At 71.3% G+C, this 16,976-nt stretch carries 17 protein-coding genes and 1 pseudogene; 8 read left to right on the top strand and 10 right to left on the bottom strand.

Annotated features, from left to right (window positions below):
* The first annotated feature begins 37 nt into the window (after positions 1-37).
* Entirely contained in the window at positions 38-1,537 is a 1,500-nt protein-coding gene (locus Q2K20_RS00545; RefSeq protein ID WP_269503470.1) for a hypothetical protein, read from the top strand.
* On the opposite strand, the gene Q2K20_RS00550 is transcribed toward Q2K20_RS00545, so the two are convergent.
* From Q2K20_RS00550 to Q2K20_RS00560, 3 genes are all read right to left on the bottom strand, one after another.
* Positions 1,461-1,976 (bottom strand): GNAT family N-acetyltransferase, encoded by a 516-nt coding sequence (locus Q2K20_RS00550; protein ID WP_069389919.1) that lies wholly within the window; start codon positions 1,974-1,976, stop codon positions 1,461-1,463. The two genes, Q2K20_RS00545 and Q2K20_RS00550, sit on opposite strands and share 77 nt — an antisense overlap.
* Positions 1,973-2,530, bottom strand: coding sequence for a DUF2599 domain-containing protein (locus tag Q2K20_RS00555; protein ID WP_069389920.1), 558 nt, complete (start codon positions 2,528-2,530; stop codon positions 1,973-1,975). Before Q2K20_RS00555 ends, Q2K20_RS00550 begins: the two co-directional genes overlap by 4 nt.
* 250 nt (positions 2,531-2,780) lie before the next feature.
* Positions 2,781-3,350, bottom strand: coding sequence for a DUF1697 domain-containing protein (locus Q2K20_RS00560; RefSeq protein WP_069389921.1), 570 nt, complete (start codon positions 3,348-3,350; stop codon positions 2,781-2,783).
* Between the two features lie 49 nt (positions 3,351-3,399).
* Between Q2K20_RS00560 and Q2K20_RS00565 the strand changes: the two genes are divergently transcribed.
* Positions 3,400-3,840 (top strand): SRPBCC family protein, encoded by a 441-nt coding sequence (locus tag Q2K20_RS00565; protein WP_069389930.1) that lies wholly within the window; start codon positions 3,400-3,402, stop codon positions 3,838-3,840.
* On the opposite strand, the gene aroD is transcribed toward Q2K20_RS00565, so the two are convergent.
* Both aroD and Q2K20_RS00575 read right to left on the bottom strand, forming a co-directional pair.
* Positions 3,837-4,616 (bottom strand): type I 3-dehydroquinate dehydratase, encoded by a 780-nt coding sequence (gene aroD, locus Q2K20_RS00570; protein WP_069389922.1) that lies wholly within the window; start codon positions 4,614-4,616, stop codon positions 3,837-3,839. The two genes, Q2K20_RS00565 and aroD, sit on opposite strands and share 4 nt — an antisense overlap.
* A 38-nt stretch (positions 4,617-4,654) precedes the next feature.
* On the bottom strand, positions 4,655-5,137 hold the full coding sequence (locus tag Q2K20_RS00575) for a DUF4262 domain-containing protein (protein WP_069389923.1): 483 nt from the start codon (positions 5,135-5,137) through the stop codon (positions 4,655-4,657).
* Positions 5,138-5,327: 190 nt separating this feature from the next.
* On the opposite strand from Q2K20_RS00575, the gene Q2K20_RS00580 reads away from it, so the two are divergent.
* Positions 5,328-6,464 carry a patatin-like phospholipase family protein gene (locus tag Q2K20_RS00580; protein ID WP_069389924.1) on the top strand — a complete coding sequence of 379 codons (1,137 nt, stop codon included), beginning with the start codon at positions 5,328-5,330 and terminating at the stop codon, positions 6,462-6,464.
* Positions 6,465-6,475: 11 nt separating this feature from the next.
* On the opposite strand, the gene Q2K20_RS00585 is transcribed toward Q2K20_RS00580, so the two are convergent.
* Positions 6,476-7,066: a DUF732 domain-containing protein gene (locus Q2K20_RS00585; RefSeq protein WP_069389925.1), complete on the bottom strand. Its 591-nt coding sequence runs from the start codon at positions 7,064-7,066 to the stop codon at positions 6,476-6,478.
* A 142-nt stretch (positions 7,067-7,208) separates the two neighbouring features.
* On the opposite strand from Q2K20_RS00585, the gene Q2K20_RS00590 reads away from it, so the two are divergent.
* From Q2K20_RS00590 to Q2K20_RS00605, 4 genes and pseudogenes are all read left to right on the top strand, one after another.
* Positions 7,209-7,364, top strand: a complete 156-nt coding sequence (locus Q2K20_RS00590) for a hypothetical protein (RefSeq protein WP_156523633.1) — start codon at positions 7,209-7,211, stop codon at positions 7,362-7,364.
* A pseudogene (locus Q2K20_RS00595) lies at positions 7,315-7,887 on the top strand (sterol desaturase family protein); the annotation flags it as partial. The gene Q2K20_RS00590 and the pseudogene Q2K20_RS00595, both read left to right, overlap by 50 nt.
* Before the next feature lie 10 nt (positions 7,888-7,897).
* Positions 7,898-9,370: an FAD-binding oxidoreductase gene (locus Q2K20_RS00600; RefSeq protein WP_317176508.1), complete on the top strand. Its 1,473-nt coding sequence runs from the start codon at positions 7,898-7,900 to the stop codon at positions 9,368-9,370.
* Positions 9,367-10,683: a class I SAM-dependent methyltransferase gene (locus tag Q2K20_RS00605; protein WP_317176509.1), complete on the top strand. Its 1,317-nt coding sequence runs from the start codon at positions 9,367-9,369 to the stop codon at positions 10,681-10,683. The genes Q2K20_RS00600 and Q2K20_RS00605 overlap by 4 nt, the downstream gene beginning before the upstream one ends.
* Positions 10,684-10,742: 59 nt before the next feature.
* Here Q2K20_RS00605 and Q2K20_RS00610 read toward each other — a convergent pair whose 3' ends face one another.
* From Q2K20_RS00610 to Q2K20_RS00620, 3 genes are all read right to left on the bottom strand, one after another.
* Entirely contained in the window at positions 10,743-11,600 is an 858-nt protein-coding gene (locus Q2K20_RS00610; protein WP_283466012.1) for an anti-sigma factor, read from the bottom strand.
* Positions 11,597-12,178, bottom strand: a complete 582-nt coding sequence (sigK, locus tag Q2K20_RS00615; RefSeq protein WP_119192554.1) for an ECF RNA polymerase sigma factor SigK — start codon at positions 12,176-12,178, stop codon at positions 11,597-11,599. Before sigK ends, Q2K20_RS00610 begins: the two co-directional genes overlap by 4 nt.
* Positions 12,179-12,252: 74 nt before the next feature.
* The gene (locus Q2K20_RS00620; protein ID WP_409337958.1) at positions 12,253-13,812 is read right to left on the bottom strand and encodes a molybdopterin-dependent oxidoreductase; all 1,560 of its coding nucleotides are present in this window, start codon (positions 13,810-13,812) and stop codon (positions 12,253-12,255) included.
* Positions 13,813-14,292: 480 nt separating this feature from the next.
* Here Q2K20_RS00620 and Q2K20_RS00625 point away from each other — a divergent pair, with 480 nt between their 5' ends.
* Positions 14,293-14,970 (top strand): fasciclin domain-containing protein, encoded by a 678-nt coding sequence (locus Q2K20_RS00625; protein ID WP_167457869.1) that lies wholly within the window; start codon positions 14,293-14,295, stop codon positions 14,968-14,970.
* 177 nt (positions 14,971-15,147) lie between these two features.
* Here the strand turns inward: Q2K20_RS00625 and Q2K20_RS00630 are convergent, their stop codons facing one another.
* Positions 15,148-16,959, bottom strand: coding sequence for an acyl-CoA dehydrogenase (locus Q2K20_RS00630; protein ID WP_283466013.1), 1,812 nt, complete (start codon positions 16,957-16,959; stop codon positions 15,148-15,150).
* Between the last annotated feature and the right edge of the window lie 17 nt (positions 16,960-16,976).

Consider the following 16,976-nt stretch of genomic DNA (forward strand, 5'->3'; position numbering starts at 1 on the left):
CCTTTCCCCGTAACACGCCGCCCCTACCGTCCGGGCCATGAGGCTCACCACCGTAACGCGGATGTCGCTCCCCGACGGCGTCGTGCACCGGTTTGCGACCGATGTCACCCCAGCTCACGGCGAGGATCGATCCCCCTCGTTCGACCAGGCGCGCCACGCCTCGCTCGGCCCCCGCCCGGGCTCGTGGATGGCCGTGGCGTTCACGCTGCCGTTCCCGGCCGACCGGGACGAGGTCGCGCGGGCGTGGCTCGCGGTGGTCGCGCGCCACGAGACGCTGCGCACGGTGCTCACCGGAGGCGGGCACGACCGCGACGAGCACGCGGGGAGGACCGACCGCGACGACCGTGACGACGACAACGACGACGAGCTGCGCCTTCGGCCCGTGACCGTGCGGCCACTCGGGTGGCGGACCCCGCCCGCGGAGCCGGGGGAGGACCCGAGGGCCGTCCTGCGCCGGGTGTTCGACAAGGCGTGCTGCCCGTTCGCCCGGCCGGCGCACGCGCTGTGCCTGGTGGAGCCGCGGGACGAGCGGGAGCGGCCGGTCGTGGTGATCGGGCTCGACCACTGCCACGTCGACGCCTGGTCGCTGCTGGTGCTGATGCGCGACTTCTGCTCGTGCCTCGACGACCTGGCCTGCGGCCTCGAACCGGGCACCTGCCTGCCGCCGGCGACGGCGTTCGCCGCCCACACCGCCGAGCTCGCCGCCCGCCCGCCCGCGCCGGACGAGGTGCACCGACGCTGGGCCGCGATCCTGGCCCGCGGCGGCGGTGAGATGCCGGTATTCCCGCTCGACCTGGGCGACATCTCCACCCCGCGCGAGGAGGTGGTCGAGGTGCGCGACGTGCTCGACCCGGCCGGGGTCGCCGCCCTGGATGAGGCGGCCGCCGCCGGCGGAGTACGCATGATCTCGCTGGCGATCGCCGAGATGACGGCCGTACTCCACCGCCGCGCCGGGGTGGGCCTGCGCGCGGTCCTGCCGGTGCACTCCCGCCACGATGTGCGCACCGCCCGCTGGAACGACTCGGTGGGGTGGTTCATCACCAACTCCGTGATCGAGTGCGACGACCCCGACCCGGCCGCGTGCGCGGTGGCCGTGCGCGAGGCCGTCGACCTCGGTTCGCACGCACTGGGGCCGATACTCGCCCCGTACGGCGGGATGCCGCACACCCCGGGGATGTTCGCGATCTCGTGGCTCGACCACCGCCGCCTGCCGGTTGACGTGGACCTGAGCCTCAGCCCGCAGCACGTGTCGGCCGCGATCCGGACCGACGGGGTGATGGTGTGGTTCGTGGTCAGCGGTTCGGGGCTGCACGTGCGCTGCCGCTATCCGGGCACCGAAGCCGCCCGCGGGTCGGTGGGGGGTTGGCTCGACGAGCTGTGCGCCGGGCTGGTCCGCCGCGCCACCCCGGCCGCCGGTCGCACTGGGCCGGGCGGGCAGGTCGAGGCAGACCACGAGCAGGTCAGTGGGGCGGCGCGCCGGACTCCGGTCCCAGGTCGGCCTGCAGCCACCCCACGTCGAGCCACCGCCCGTGCTTGAACCCGATCCGTTCCAGCTGGCCCGCCTCGCGGAACCCCATGGCTAGGTGTAGAGCCACACTCGGCTCGTTGGGAAGGGTCACGATCGCCAGCAGTCGGCGGAACCCGGCCGCCTCGAGCCGGGCGAACAGCTCCCGGTACAGCGACCGCCCCAACCCGAGGCCGTGCGCGCCCGGATCGACGTAGACGCTCACCTCGCATGACCAGCGGTACGCCGCGCGGTCCTTGACCGGCCCGGCGTAGGCGTACCCGACGATCCGGCCGTCGAGCTCGGCCACCAGCCAGTCGTACCCCGCCAGTGCCCGGTCGATCCGCGCCGCGAACTCGTCGACCGGCGGCACCTCGGTCTCGAACGTCGCCGTGGTCTCGCGGACGTACGGCGCGTACACGTCCAGACAACCGGCGGCGTCGGCCACGGTGGCGCGGCGGATCGCCCTCACACCTCCGGCCCTCCCGGGTTGCACCCCTCGGCCAGCATGCGCTCTGGCGAGACCACCGGCCGCCACGGCTCGAGATTCCAGGTGGGCTTGTCCGGCTCGAGCAGTCGCGCCCAGGTCCAGTGGCAGTCGAACTGCTCCCACATCCCCGGGCTGTCGGCCTCGGGGACGAGCCGGACGACCTCCCGCCAGGCCGTTCGCGAATCGTCGTCCCCCCACGCCTGGCGGCCGGCGGTGGACGGGGCGACCTCGAGCGTCACCCCGTAGTCGGAGTCGCCCCAGGTCGCGGCCTCGATGAACGGCGGGACGGGCGAGGGCGAGCCCCACTCCGAGGGGACGGGACTGTCGGTGGCGGGGGACGATGTCCGCGCCGGGGGCGGGGACTCCCGCGGCGCGGCCGTCGGCACCCGCGCCGCCGAGGTGGACACGGACGTCGCGCCCGCGTCCCCGGGCGCGGGTTCCTGCGGGTCCGACGAGCACCCACCCAGCGCGAGGGCCGCCAACAGCACGGCGGCCAGCGCGACGGTAGTGGATCCGGTGGGCGGGCGGTGGGACATCGCTCGCAGTCTGCCACGGGCAAAGGGTTGCGTCCGAGCACGTGTGCAGAGGATCCTGTCTGCGGAAGGGAACCCGGCGCAGGCGGAGAGCCCGCACGCCACCCCTCCCACAGAAGGAGCGTGACCGATGCCCCCGTTCGACCTCTCCCAGCTGCAGGCCATGTGGGACGGGATCTTCCCCGCGATCTTCGGGCCCCTCGCTGCCTTCGTCGACACGATCGGCGCGTCCGTCCAAGGGCCCTGACGCGTCTCAGCCCACCGCGAGGATCTTGTGTAGCGTCCGGAGGTTCCTGCTCGTCAGGTGACGGTCATGCGCTAGGTTGCCGGAGGCCTTGCCGGCGGCCGAGTTCAGCGTCGCCCCCTTGGGAACCCGCCAGTACACGCACCCTGATCCCGCTGTCACGACCTCGGTGCCGCCGGGCTCGATCGCCGCGCCCATCGCCTCGGCGACCGCCCGGGTGACCGCCGGGTCATCGGAGAACACGACGTAGTCGTGGTGCTCGTCGAGCGACTCGAACGGGTACGCCGCCACCGCCTCCTCGACCGCATCGCGGGTGAGGACCTGCACCACCGCGTCGTAGCCGAACCTGTCGGCGTAGGCGGCTTCGAGCACCGCCCGGAGTTCGTCCTCGGTGCGTGGGTCGGTGAGCACGACGTTCCCGGTGGCGAGGACGGTTCTCACCTCCGTGCAGCCCGACTCCTCGGTGCAGGCCCGCAGGTCCGCCATCGCGATCCTGGCCGACCTGCCCACGTTGATCCCCCGCAGCAACGCGACCTTGCGGTCTGCGCTCGACCCGCCGGGACCGGCTGCGGCGATCATGGACCGATCCTCGCACCACGGGCGGGCCGCGAGGGTAACTTTGGCGACCATGGCAGTGTCAGTGAAGTCAGTGACCACGATCGAGGCCGGCATCCCGGAGATCATGGAGGTCCTCGCCGACGTCGAATCCCTCGTCGACTGGTCGGAGGCCCACCGCGAGGTCGAGATCCGCGAGGCCGACGACGAGGGGTGGCCGATCGTGGTGTGGGAGAAGATCGCGCAGTACGGCGTGACCGACGAGATGGTCGTGCGGTATGAGTGGTACGACGGCGAGGTGAGCTGGTCGCTCGTCGAGAGCAGCACCCAGAATGTGCAGAACGCGCGTTATGTGCTGACGGACAAGGGCGACGGCACCACCGAGGTGGTCTTCGACCTCGAGGTGGACCTCAAGATCAAATTTCCCGGAGTGATGCTCAAGAAGGCCCAGAAGCACATCGCGGACGTGGCCACCTCCGGCCTCCGCAAGGAGGTCCTGCGGCGCTACGGCTAACCCAGCAGATCGAGCGCGGCCCGCACCCCGACCGCCGGCAACTGCCCCGGCGCCGAAGCCGCGCCCACGGTGGCGAAGGTGGCCGCCGATCCGAACGTGCCGCCGCCGATACGCGTCACCGCCCCGAGCGCGCCCATAGACATGGTGATCAGCGGGATACCGGCGACGCGGTGGCGACTCTCGGTGGCCGCGATCAGCGTCACCACGTCGGCCGCCGAGCGGGGCATCACGGCGATCTTGGCCACGTCCGCCCCGGCGGCTTCCATGGCCTCCAGTCGAGCGACGATCTCCGCGGCCGGCGGGGTGGCATCGAAGTCGTGGTTCGACGCCACCACCGAGGTGCCGTGCGCGTGGGCCGCCTCGATCGCCCGTGCCGCCCGCGGGTGCCTGTGCTCGACGTCCACCGCCGCCACCAGGCCGGTCGCCGCGAGAGATGCGACCAGCGCGATGTAGGCGTCGTCGGTGATCCCGGCACTACCGCCCTCGGCCGTGGTGCGGAACGTGGCCAGGATCGGGGTGTCCGGAAGCAGCCCGGCCAGGGCCTCGAGCGCTGCCACCGCCGGGCCGGGATCGGTCGACGTCCCGGCCTCGGCGGCGGCCGCCCCGGACCGGGCGGGGGCGGGCTCGTAGAGGTCGACCCGCCACTCGACGAGATCGACCACGGGATCGTCGGCCAACGCCGCGGCCTGCTGCTCCAGTTGCGTGAGGTCGCCGGCGGTGATCGGGACGATGATCGACGGCGAACGCGCATCCAGGTGCAGCTGGTGACGGGGCATGGTTAGACCCTACGACGACCCTCGCCGGGCCCGGACCGTCAGCTACACCCCTCGCAGGGGCACGGCCGGCGGGCCGGGATCAACTCCAGCGCGGCCAGGCCCCCGGTTCCGGAGGTGCGGTAGTACCTGCCCGCCCAGCGCAGGGTGCGGGACGGCCGGCGTACGGGGACCAGTTCCCAGGTCGGGCCGCCGGAGCCCTCGCACAGCAGGTGCCCGGCATCGAAGACCTGGCCGGCCAGGACGGTCTCGCCCCACCGGCCCAGCAGATCGGCGGTCTCCCGCGCCGCCAGGCCCCGCACGAGCAACTCGGGGTGCCCCAGATCCGTCAGTCCGATGGTGTAGCCGAACCTGTCGTCCGGAGGAAGTGGTGTGGCGGCGCAGTCGCCGCAGTCGCAGCCCTCGCCGACGTGGACGACGTGCATCCCGGAGCGCTCGACGTTAGCGGCGACCCGCAGCATGTCGCGGTCGATGGTGGGGGCGTAGGCGGAGCCGGTACGGGGCGGGATGGCGGTGTGGGACATGGGATCTCCTCTGTGCGGGTGTATCGGGCCCGGTGCCCGGCGTCGAACAGGTGCTCGATGCGATGCTGACGGTAGATCCCACCTACGACACGGACCGTGGAGTTGACGTCCTGTACCCGGACGGGACGGGTGCACACTGGGGGCGGACACGCGGGGGACGCGTGGTCGGACTCGACCGAAAGGGGCGCCTGTGAGGGTCGCGTTGGCACTGGGCTCGGGCGGGGCGCGTGGATACACGCACATCGGCGTGATCCGTGAGCTGCAGGCACGTGGACACGAGGTGGTCGGTGTCTCCGGGGCGTCGATGGGTGCCGTCGTGGGTGCCCTCTACGCGGCCGGCAAGCTCGACGACTTCGAGAAGTGGGTGCGGGGCCTGACCCAGCCCGCCGTCCTGCGGCTCCTCGACGTCTCCTTCGCGGGCGGCGGCGCCATCCGGGCGAACAGGATCATGGCGGTGATCGGGGCGATGTTGGACGACGTCCGCATCGAGGATCTCGAGATCCCGTTCACCGCCGTCGCCACCGATCTGCGGGCCCGCCGGGAGGTCTGGTTCACCCGCGGCCCCGCGGACGTGGCGGTGCGGGCGTCGTTCGCCATCCCCAGCGTCATCACCCCGGCGTTGGTCGGAGGGCGGTTGATCGTCGACGGTGGCGTGACCAACCCCGTCCCGCTGGAACCGTTGGCGCCCGTGAACAGCGACCTGCTGCTGGCGGTCTCGCTGACGGGGCGTCGGTCCGGGATCCGAGGGTCGACGTTCCAGGAGAGTTCGGATCCGGACGAGGTGTCCCCCGAGGCCGAGCCGAAGATCTCCCGGAGGGGTGCCGCGGCCGGGGCGAGGCCGGCGGGCACGCTGACAGGCCGGATCCGGACCGCCGCAGCGGATGTCCGCGACGGCGACCTGGTGCGACTGATCGCCGCGCGACTCGGTCAGGATCCGGCTGTCCCGGAGGACGAGGACTCATCGGATGCCGGCGGTGACGTGGCCGACGACGCGGTCGACGGCGTCTACGACGGGACGGCCGGAGTCCGGGCGCCCGGTCAGCCGTCTGACGTGGTGGAAGAGGTGGTCGACGAGGGCGAGCAGGAGGTCGCCGCCGATGCCGAGGAATCCCTTCCCGGGTCCCTACGGATCTTCGACGTGGTCACCCACACCATCGAGGCGATGGAGAGCATCGTGACGGCTTACCGCATGGCCGGCAACCGCCCCGATGTGCTGGTGGAGGTCCCCTCGGACGCGTGTTCGACGTTCGACTTCCACCGGGCGGACGAGCTGATCGCGCTGGGCCGCCGCCTCACCGCCGAGGCGCTCGACCGCGCCGGGATCTGACGGGGTCGGTCCTAGGCGCCTTCGCTGTTTTCGCTTCCGCTGTTTTCGCTTCCGCCGTTCTCGCCACCGCCGTTCTCGCCTCCGTCGCCGACGAGCGGCAGGTGCTGCGAGCAGTACGCCTTGACCGCGGCCGTCACCACTGCCGGTGCCTCGATCACGGGAGCATCGGGATGGGCGTCGTTGTACATCTGGAGCACGTCGATGTAGCCGGTGCCCTCGTCGAACGACGCGCAGGCGTCACGGCCGCGGGTGATGTAGTCCTGCTCGTCCGGCGTGTCCACGCCGACGCGTTGGATGTCGTTCAGGAACTCCTCGTCCGGGTTCGGGCTCTCGCCCCCACCTTCCTCGGAGCCTTCGGGCTGCGGGCCGTTGCCGGTCGTGGCGCCGCCCTCGCCGCCCTCGCCGCCGTCGTTCATCGCGTCACCCACCGCCGACGTGGCCTCGGCGGCGACGGACCCCACCGCGCTGGTGGCCTCGCCGACGGCCTGCTCGGCCTCGCCCTCCTCGCCGCAGGCCCCCAGCACGAGGGCCAGAGCTGCGAGGCCGGATGCGGCCGCGAGGGTGCGGGAACGGGTGCGTACGGACCGGGGTGTGACGGCCACGGTGGGTCCTCCTCTTCGAGTCGGTTGCGCGACACAGGCACTCGGGGCCGGTGCTGTCGCGAGGGTATTGCACCTGCGCGGCCCGACCGGGCCTGATGCCCCGATTGTCTGTGAGTGGTGTCACAATCGAGATCTGAACGAGATGGGGTACTCCGAGTCGCTGGGGGCCCTCGCGGATCCGTTGCACGAGCCGGTTCTGCTGGCACTTCCGGTGTTCATCGCGCTCGTCGCCATCGAGTGGATCTCGGCACCGGATCCGGCTCGTCTGGGCCACCCACCAGGCCCACCATTCGAGTGAGTACTACAACTTCGCGACCGTCTTGCGCCAGAAGTGGAACAACTCCGGGGAGATCGTCGCCTGGCTGCCTCTACCTCTGTTGGGGGTGCCGCCGTGGATGGTCTTCACCGGGTTCTCGATCTCGCTCGTCTACCAGTTCTTCGTGCACACCGAGCGCATCGGTTGGCTGCCCGGACCGGTCGAGTTCGTGTTCAACACCCCCTCTCACCACCGCGTGCACCACGGCAGCGACGCCGAATACCTGGACCGCAACTACGGCGGGATCCTCATCATCTGGGACCGCCTGTTCGGCACCTTCCGCCCCGAGACCCACCGGCCCACCTACGGGCTCACGACGCCGGTGACCTCGCACAACCCGTTCTGGCTCCAGACGCACGAGTACGTCGCCATCTGGCGGGACCTCCGCGGTGCCGCGAGCTGGCGCGAGCGGCTCGGCTACGCGTTCGGCCCACCGGGGTGGAGGCCCGCCCCGGTGCCGGCACCCATCCCCCGATCATGCGCCGGGGTCCCCGAGCCGCACTAGGGTGGGGCGCATGGGAACTGCCACCAGCCTCGCCGACCCACTCGTCGTGGGTACCGCCCGACATGACGAAGGCGTGCGGCGACTGGTCGAGAGCTTCCGGGCCGTGCCCGCAGGTGAACCGGTTCGGCTGGCCAAGCGGACGTCCAACCTGTTCCGGCCGCGCGCCTCGTCGTCGTCGCCCGGTCTCGACACCTCCGGTCTCACGCGCGTCATCTCCGTCGACCCCGGGGCGCGCACCGCCGACGTCCAGGGCATGTGCACCTACGAGGACCTGGTCGACGCGACGCTGCCGCACGGGCTGATGCCGTACGTGGTGCCGCAGCTCAAGACCATCACCCTCGGTGGCGCGGTCACCGGGCTGGGCATCGAGTCCTCCTCGTTCCGCCTGGGCCTACCGCACGAGTCCGTGCTCGAGATGGACGTGCTCACCGGCACCGGCGAGATCGTCACCGCCCGCCCCGACGGCACCGAGCGCGAACGCGCGCTCTTCCGTGGCTTCCCCAACTCCTACGGCTCGCTCGGGTACGCGGTGCGGCTGCGGATCGCACTCGAGCCGGTGGGACGCTTCGTGGAACTGCGACACGTACGGTTCGACTCCCTCACCGCGCTCGAGGCGGCGTTGGCGCGGATCAGCGAGGACGAGCGATACGACGACGAGGAGGTCGACTTCCTCGACGGGGTCGTGTTCTCGGCCGACGAGTCGTACCTGTGCCTGGGTCGGCGGACCGACGAGCCGGGGCCCGTCTCGGACTACACCGGGGTGGCCGACAAGCAGGCGATCTTCTACCGCTCGATCCAGCACGGCGGTCCCGCCGGCTCGGTGGAGCGCGACCGCCTGACGATCCGCGACTACCTCTGGCGCTGGGACACGGACTGGTTCTGGTGCTCGCGGGCGTTCGGCGTGCAGAACCCGCGCATCCGCAGGTTCTGGCCGCAACAGCTGCTGAGGAGCGCGGCGTACTGGAAGATCATCGGGTTGGACCACAAATACGACCTGGGCAACAGGATCGGCGCGCTCAAGGGCGAGGGCCCGCGCGAGCGGGTGGTGCAGGACGTGGAGGTCACCATCGACCACACCGCCGACTTCCTCGGGTGGTTCCTGCGCGAGGTGCCCATCGAGCCGCTGTGGATCTGCCCGCTGCGCCTGCGCGAGTCCAGCCCCTCGCCCGGCGTGGGCGGCGGCCCCGGCTCCGACCGGCCCTGGCCGCTGTACCCGCTGGCCCCGGACACGACCTACGTCAACATCGGCTTCTGGTCGTCCGCGCCGATCGGACCCGGCATGGCCGAGGGGGCGTGGAACCGGCGCATCGAGGAGGAGGTCTCCGCACTCGGCGGTCACAAGTCGCTGTACTCGGAGGTCTTCTACTCCCGCGAGGAGTTCGCCCAGCTCTACGGCGGTGACCACGCTGGCAGGCTCAAGACGGAATTCGATCCCGAGGGCCGGTTCGCGACCCTCTACGACAAGGCGGTGGGTGCACGGTGACCACGACGAGTGCGGGGACCGCTGGTGCCCCGGGGAAGATGACGATCGGCGAGATCATCGGCGCCTTCGCCGCCGGTGAACCGCCCCTGCGGATCGAGGCCTACGACGGGTCCTCGATCGGACCCGAGAACAGTGACCTGGTGCTGCGGCTGAAGAGCGAGAAGGCGCTGCAGTACTTCGTCACCGCCCCCGGTGACCTCGGGCTCGCGCGGGCCTACCTCATGGGTGAACTCGAGATGGACGGTGTCCACCCCGGGGCGCCCCACGACGTGTTCGGGGCGCTCGAGGTCTTCCGCAAACACATGACCCGCACCCCCGATGCCCGGACCCTCGCCCGGATCGCCCGGGCGGTGGGCACGGAGAACATCAGATTCCTCCCCACGCCGCCCATGGAGGTCAAGCCCGCGTGGAAGCGGGTGGTGTCGGGGATGCACCGACACTCCAAGGAGCGGGACTCCGAGGTCGTCAGCTACCACTACGACGTGTCGAACCGCTTCTACGAGTGGATCCTCGGGGAATCCATGACGTACACGTGCGCCTGCTACACCGCCCCCGACACCTCCCTCGAGGAGGCGCAGGAGAACAAGTACCGGCTGGTGTTCGACAAGCTGGGTCTCCAGGCCGGCGACCGGCTACTCGACGTGGGGTGCGGTTGGGGCGGCATGGTCCGCTACGCCGCCGCGCGGGGCGTGCGGGTGATCGGCGTGACCCTGTCCAAGGAACAGGTCGAGTGGGGGCAGGCCGCGATCGAGGCCGACGGGCTGGGCGACCTGGCGGAGGTCCGGTTGCAGGACTACCGGGACGTACCCGAACGCGACTTCGACGCCGTCAGCTCGATCGGCATCACCGAGCACATCGGCCGCAAGAACTACCACGACTACTTCACCCGGCTGCACAATTATCTGCGGCCCGGCGGGCGCCTGCTCAATCACTGCATCACCCGGCCGGACAACTCGCGCACGGTCAAGGCGGGCCAGTTCATCGACCGGTACATCTTCCCCGACGGCGAGCTCGCGGGCGCCGGGACCGTGCACCTGGAGGCCGAGAACGCGGGCTTCGAGGTGGTGCACGAGGAGAACCTGCGCCAGCACTACGCGTTCACCCTGCGGGACTGGTGCGCCAACCTGGTCGAGCACTGGGACGACGCCGTGGAGGAGGTCGACGAGCCCATGGCCAAACTGTGGGGCCTTTACATGGGCGCGTGCCAGTACGGGTTCGAACACAACAAGATCCAGCTGCACCAGATCCTCGCGGTCCGGCTGGGCGACACCATGACCTGGGATGTGCCGCTGCGGCCGTGGTGGCAGGCCTGACGAAGGCCTCCGAGGGGCAGCCGCCCGCGCGGGCATCGCCTGCGAGCCGGAACGCCGGGTCAGTCGATGTCGACGGCCAGGAGGACCTGACCGGTCGGCGCCGGCGATCCCCCCGCGGGCTCCTCGGTGATGCCGATCTGCTCGGAGTTGCGGATGCCGTCGATCTGCGCCGAGGGCGACGGTCCGACCTGGCCGGACTCCATCGTCCCCGCCGAGATGGGCTCGTGGTCACCCATCAACCACAGCTGGTAGGCGCGGCCGGTGGCCGGCTCGGGGAGGTCGGTCATCGAGATGACCGCCATGTCCTCCGTCTTGGACGCCAGGACGGTGGCGGTACCGGTCGCGCCGACCTGGCCGCGGACCACCGCGAGGTCCTCCGCCGCCAGCAGCGAGGAAACCTTGCCGGGTATCGACGGCGGGGCCGCGACGGGCACCGAGCTGTCGCCCCCTGCGTTGTCGGTGATGCGACCGATGGTCAAGCCACCGGCGACCAGCACCACGGCGGCCGCCGCGGCGGCGAGGAACGACAGCGGACCGGGCCGCCGGCGCTCGCGCTCCCGGCTCAGGTCGACCACGTCGGTGCCTCCGCCGGGCTGATCCCGGTCGGTGTCCCCGGCGTCGGCCGGCCGTGCCGGCCCGCGGGGGGTACCGGCAGCGGCCAACTCCAGGACGCGATCCCGCAACTGCGGCGGGGGCGCGGTGTCGAGCCCGGCGTCGGCGACGATGCCGGCGACGACCTCACGCGTCGAGGCGATGTGCGCCAGCATGGACGACTTCTCCTCGGCCGATGCGCTGACCAGCGCCATCTCGACGGCTTCGGCCTCGTCATCGTCCAGGGCGTCCAGGGCGTAGAGGTCGAGGTCCTCGGGACGAACGCTGCCCAGGTCCGACGGATGATCGTGGTGTCGAATGCTCATGACAGCTCACCTCCCAGGCAGTTCTTCAGGCGACGGAGACCGTCGCGGATTCTCGATTTGATCGTCGGTAGCGCGGTGCCGAGATGGTCGGCGACCTCGCGGTAGGTCTGTCCGGAGAAGTAGGCCATCTCGATGGACTCGCGCTGGTTCTCCGTGAGGGTCCCCAGACATCTGCGGACCTCCGCGGCGTCCTCGTCACGGGAGATCTGCTCGGTGACCTGCTCCGCGATGTCGCCGGACCGGGTGAAGTCCGCCGCCGCGTCCATCTCGTCGCGCCGCGCGGCGGACGTCTCCGATCGGACCCGGTCCACCGCCCGACGGTGCGTGATGGTCAGCACCCAGGACTGCACCGATCCCAGACTCGGCCGGTAGTCGGCAGCCTGCTTCCAGACCTGGAGGAAGACCTCCTGCACGGTCTCCTCGGCGTACCCCGGGTCCCGCAGGACCCTCAGGGCCAGGCCGTAGACGCGCGGGGACATGAGGTCGTAGAAGCGACCGAAGGCCTGGAGGTCACCGGAGGCGGCGAGCTCGAGCAGGCGCCCCGGGTCGGTCAGTGGCGGGGCGACTGGCTCGGACACGATCCCCAGTCTAGGGCCAATCGGGTCCGGGTCGCGGGGCGGCCGTGTTCCCGGTGCGCGGATGTCCATGAGGGTCATGCCGTCGCCACCCGGAACGTCCGGTTGTGCCAACCCGTGGCGCCGCTCGGGACGGGCTCCCGCCGCTCCTCGGGCTGTACCCGACCGGTCCCGTCCGTCGCGCGGACGTGCAGGGTGTGCAGACCGGGCTCGGCGTCCCAGGTCCACGACCACATCCGCCAGGTGTCGACCGAGTACTCCTCGGACAGTTGCGCCTCGCGCCACGGGCCGTCGTCGACCCGGACCTCGACCCGCTCGATACCGCGACGCTGGGCCCAGGCGGTGCCCGCCACCACGACCGGTCCGGGCGGCAACTCGGCGAGCGGCGCGGGCCGGTCGATGCGGCTGGCCGTCCGGATCGGACCCCGCTCCGCCCACCCGCGATCCGTCCAGTACGCACTGGCCCGGTCGAAGCGGGTGACCTCCCAGTCCACGACCCACTTGGTCGCCGAGACGTACCCGTAGAGCCCCGGCACCACCTGACGGACCGGGTAGCCGTGCTCGAACGGAAGCGGTTCGCCGTTCATCCCCACGGCCAGCAGGGCGTCGCGGCCGTCGGTCAGTGCTTCGAGCGGGGTGCCGGCGGTCCAGCCGTCGACCGACGTCGACAGCAGCATGTCGGCGTCCGGCAGGGGCCCGGCCTCGGCGAGCAGGTCGGCGATGGAGAAGCCGGTCCAGCTCGCGGTGCCGACCAGGTCGCCACCGACCTCGTTGGACACGCAGGTCATGGTGATGATGCGCTCGCGGGTCTCCCTGTCGATCAGCGACTGCCAGTCGAGCTCGATCTCGCGCTCCACCATCCCGTGGATGCGCAGTCGCCAGTCGGCGGCCCTCAGCGAAGGGACCCGCAGAGCGGTGTCGATCCGATAGAACTCGTCGTTGTCGGTGAGGAACGGGGTCACGCCGGGCGCGTCCGGAACCACACCTGCCGGCACGGCAGGCGCCGCGTTCCGCGCGAGGACCCGGGGCAACCGCAATCCGGTGCGTTCGGCCACCGCCTCGGCGGCACGGCGGGTCAGTGCCATTCCCGTGGCACCGGCCGCGGCGATGACGGCCGCGGCCGACCCGGCCAGGATCAGGAAGCGTCGACGGTCGGGATCTCGTCGCGTCGCGGTCCCCGCCGCGGCGGTGCCGGGCGAGGAGGCACTTTCCCCGGTGCCGGCGGAGGCGGCCCCCTCCGGGCGTCCGGCATCCGAGGCGACGGAAGAGGCGGGGAACAGGGCGCCGATCATCGCCCGCAGGGCCACGATCGAGACGATCGCGCCGAGCACCGTCGGCAGTGCCCACAGCGGCCCCGCTGTCGGCCGGGTCACCGCCGCTGCGGTGCCGATGAGGCCGAAGAGGGCGAGCACGATCGTGCCGGCGGGACGTCCCCGGCGCTCGATGAGGCCCACCACCACGCCCGTCACGATGAGGATGACCGCCAGCCCTGCCATCAGTGCCGGCTTGTCGGCGGTGCCGAGTGCGTCGATCGTCACCTCGCGCACCGCGGAGGGGGCCCGGTCGACCACCGAGTCGGCCACGGCGAGGAACGGCGACGACCCGGGGGCCACGACTCCGGCGACGGCATGACCCACCGCGACGGCGAGGCCGGTGGCGAGGAGGCCCGCGCAGGCTCTGGCCGCGACGAGGGATCGGGTCTGTGGAGTGTTCACGTCCTTGATTCGGAGCCGCAGCCCGGTCGGACGGCCCGGTCGGCCTGCACGGCCGGGCGCGCTCAGGTCAACCCCCGGGAGTCAGCGTGGCCTCACCCCGGCTGGCGCCCCGGCGTCACCGGGACACCTCACCGACGCCCCGCGATCGGCATCCGCTCCCGCGCATGGCGCATTGCTCGCGCGGATGGACGCGCCGGCGACCGCCGCCCCCGGGGAGGGCGTCTGGCCTGCGCATCTGTTCACGCGAGACGCCATCGTGACGGGCGGCGGCAGGCGGCTGCGGCCGGCGGCCCGAGAAAAACTTTCGGGCCGGACCCATCCGGATCACGGGGGGCGGCGAAGCACTGGTGACCCACCGCACAGAGCCCCACACCACAGGGGCTCCACCGAAAGGACAGCACAATGGGCATCACGATCTCCCGCCGAGTCGCCTCGATCGCCGCAGCCGCCGCGGTCTCCGGACTCGTCCTCGCCGGCTGCTCGACCGATGACGGAAGCGACACCGAGACCACCGCCGAGGGCACCGCCAGCTCCATGATGAGCACCACCGCCTCCTCCGAGACCTCGTCCATGGAGGCCGAGCCGGCCGGCATGCTCGTCGGCCCCGGGTGCGCGGATTACGCCGAGGCCAACCCGGAGGGACCGGGCTCGGTCGACGGCATGGCGATGGAGCCGGTCGCCACGGCCGCCTCCAACAACCCGCTGCTGACGACCCTCACCGCCGCCCTGTCCGGCGGCGTCAACCCGGACGTCAACCTCGTCGACACCCTCAACAACGGCGAGTACACCGTCTTCGCCCCCGTCGATGACGCGTTCGCGCAGATCGACGACGCGACGATGGAGGCGCTCCAGACCGACGCCGACCTGCTCACCGGCATCCTGACCTACCACGTCGTGGAGGGCCAGATCACGCCCGACGAGATCTCCGGGATGCAGACCACTCTCAACGGCGCTGACGTCGACGTGACCGGTTCCGGCGACGAGCTCATGGTCAACGGTGCCAACGTGGTCTGCGGTGGCGTCGAGACCGCCAACGCCACCGTCTACCTCATCGACCAGGTCCTCATCCCCGAGGAGTGATCTGACCGATCGCCGCGGACGGGTGCCCTGAACTCCCGCCCATCCGGTGAGGTCGACCAGACGAGACGAGGCCCGGGCCGACGCGAGAGCGCCGGCCCGGGCTTCGTCGTATGCCGCCGCCGAGCGGTCGGCCGAACCGGGCGCGGTCCAGCACCGGACCCGGGTCAGAACCGGAAGTCAGAACCAGTCGTCACGCATGTCCAGCGTCGTGCGGTCGCCCGCGGCGAGCAGGTCGAACTTGGCGTCGACGATCGGGAGTTCGCGGCGCAGGAAGTACTCCGCGGCCCTGAGCTTGCCCGCGGCGAAGGCGTCGCCCTCGTCGCCGGTGCGCGCGCCCAGTGCCAAGACCTGCTCGACCCAGATCCAGGCGATCACCACATGCCCGGCGGCCTCGAGGTACTCGGTGGCGTCGGCCAGGAAGGCCTCCGGATCCGAGGCCCCCACCTCCGCCAGCGCGGTGGTGACCTCGATGAGGCGGGTGACACGCGGCCGCAGCAGCGCGGCCATCCCGGCCGCGGACCCGCCCGCCTCGGCGGCCCGGTCACACGCCTGGGTGATCCGCCCGGTCAGCGCGGCCAACCCGGCACCGCCGCCGGCCATCACCTTGCGTCCCAGCAGGTCCTGGCCCTGGATGCCGTGCGTGCCCTCGTGGATCGGGTTGAGACGGTTGTCGCGGTAGTGCTGTTCCACGTCGTAGTCGATGGTGTAGCCGGCCCCGCCCAGCACCTGCACCGCGAGCTCGTTGGCCTTGAGACACCACTGCGAGGGCCACGACTTGGCGATCGGGGTGAGGACGTCGAGCAGCATCTTCGCCGCCGCCGACTCCTCCGGGGATCCGGTCTTCTCGTCGTCGACCAGTCGCGCGCAGTACAGCCCCAGGGCGAGGGCGCCCTCCACGTACGATTTCTGGGCCAGCAGCATGCGGCGCACGTCCGCGTGGCCGGTGAGCATGACCTGCGGCGATGACGGGTCCGCCCCGACCTGCCGGCCCTGGGGACGGTTCCGGGCGTAGTCCAGCGACTTGAGGTACCCGGTGTAGCCGATGGCGGTCGCGCCGAGGCCCACGCCGAGGCGGGCCTCGTTCATCATGGTGAACATCTTCTTGAGGCCGGTGTTCTGCTCTCCGACGAGGTACCCGATCGCGCCCGCCTCACCGCCGGGGGTGTGCATGCCCTGGCCGAGCGTGGGCATGGTGTTGACCGTGCCGCGGAAGCCCATCTTGTGGTTGAGGCCGGTGATGACGATGTCGTTCCGCTCGCCGATCGTGCCGTCGTCGGCGACCAGGAACTTCGGCACGACGAACAGGCTGATGCCGCGGGTGCCCGCCGGCGACCCGGGAACCTTCGCCAGCACCAGGTGCACGATGTTCTCGGCCATCTGGTGCTCGCCGCCGGAGATCCACATCTTCTGCCCGAACAGCCGGTACGTGCCGTCGGGCTGCGGCTCGGCCCGGGTGGTGATGTCGGCGAGGTTGGACCCGGCCTGCGGCTCGGACAGGCACATCGTCCCGGTGAAGCGGCCCTCGATCATCGGCTTGACGTACCGCTCGATCTGCTCGTCGGAGCCGTGCTCGATGAGCAGGTTGGCGTTGCCGGTCGTGAGCAGCGGGTAGGCCGCGGTGGAGATGTTCGCGGCGTAGAACCAGGCCATGCACGCCAGGTAGGCGGTGTAGGGCAGCTGCATCCCGCCGACGCGCTCGTCCATCGCCGCACCGACGAGGTCGGCCTCGGCGAACTTCGCCAGCGCCTCGCCGATCTCGGGGATGAGCTCCACGTCCTCGCCGACCAACCGGGGCTCGGTGAGGTCGGCTTTGCGGAAGTGGGGTGCGAAGTACTTCTCGGCGAGTTCGGCCGACAGGTCCACCACGGAGTCGATCGTCTCGCGCGAGTGCTCCGCGTACCGCTCCCGCTCGCACAGCTCGGCGACGCGGAGCCAGTCGTGCAGGAGGAAATCGAGGTCGGCGCGGGAGAGGAGGTGCGAGGGGGTCATGCCCCGCAGGGTACTAG

The sequence above is a fragment of the Dietzia sp. IN118 genome (genome assembly GCF_032905965.1).
In the GTDB taxonomy this organism is placed as follows: domain Bacteria; phylum Actinomycetota; class Actinomycetes; order Mycobacteriales; family Mycobacteriaceae; genus Dietzia; species Dietzia kunjamensis.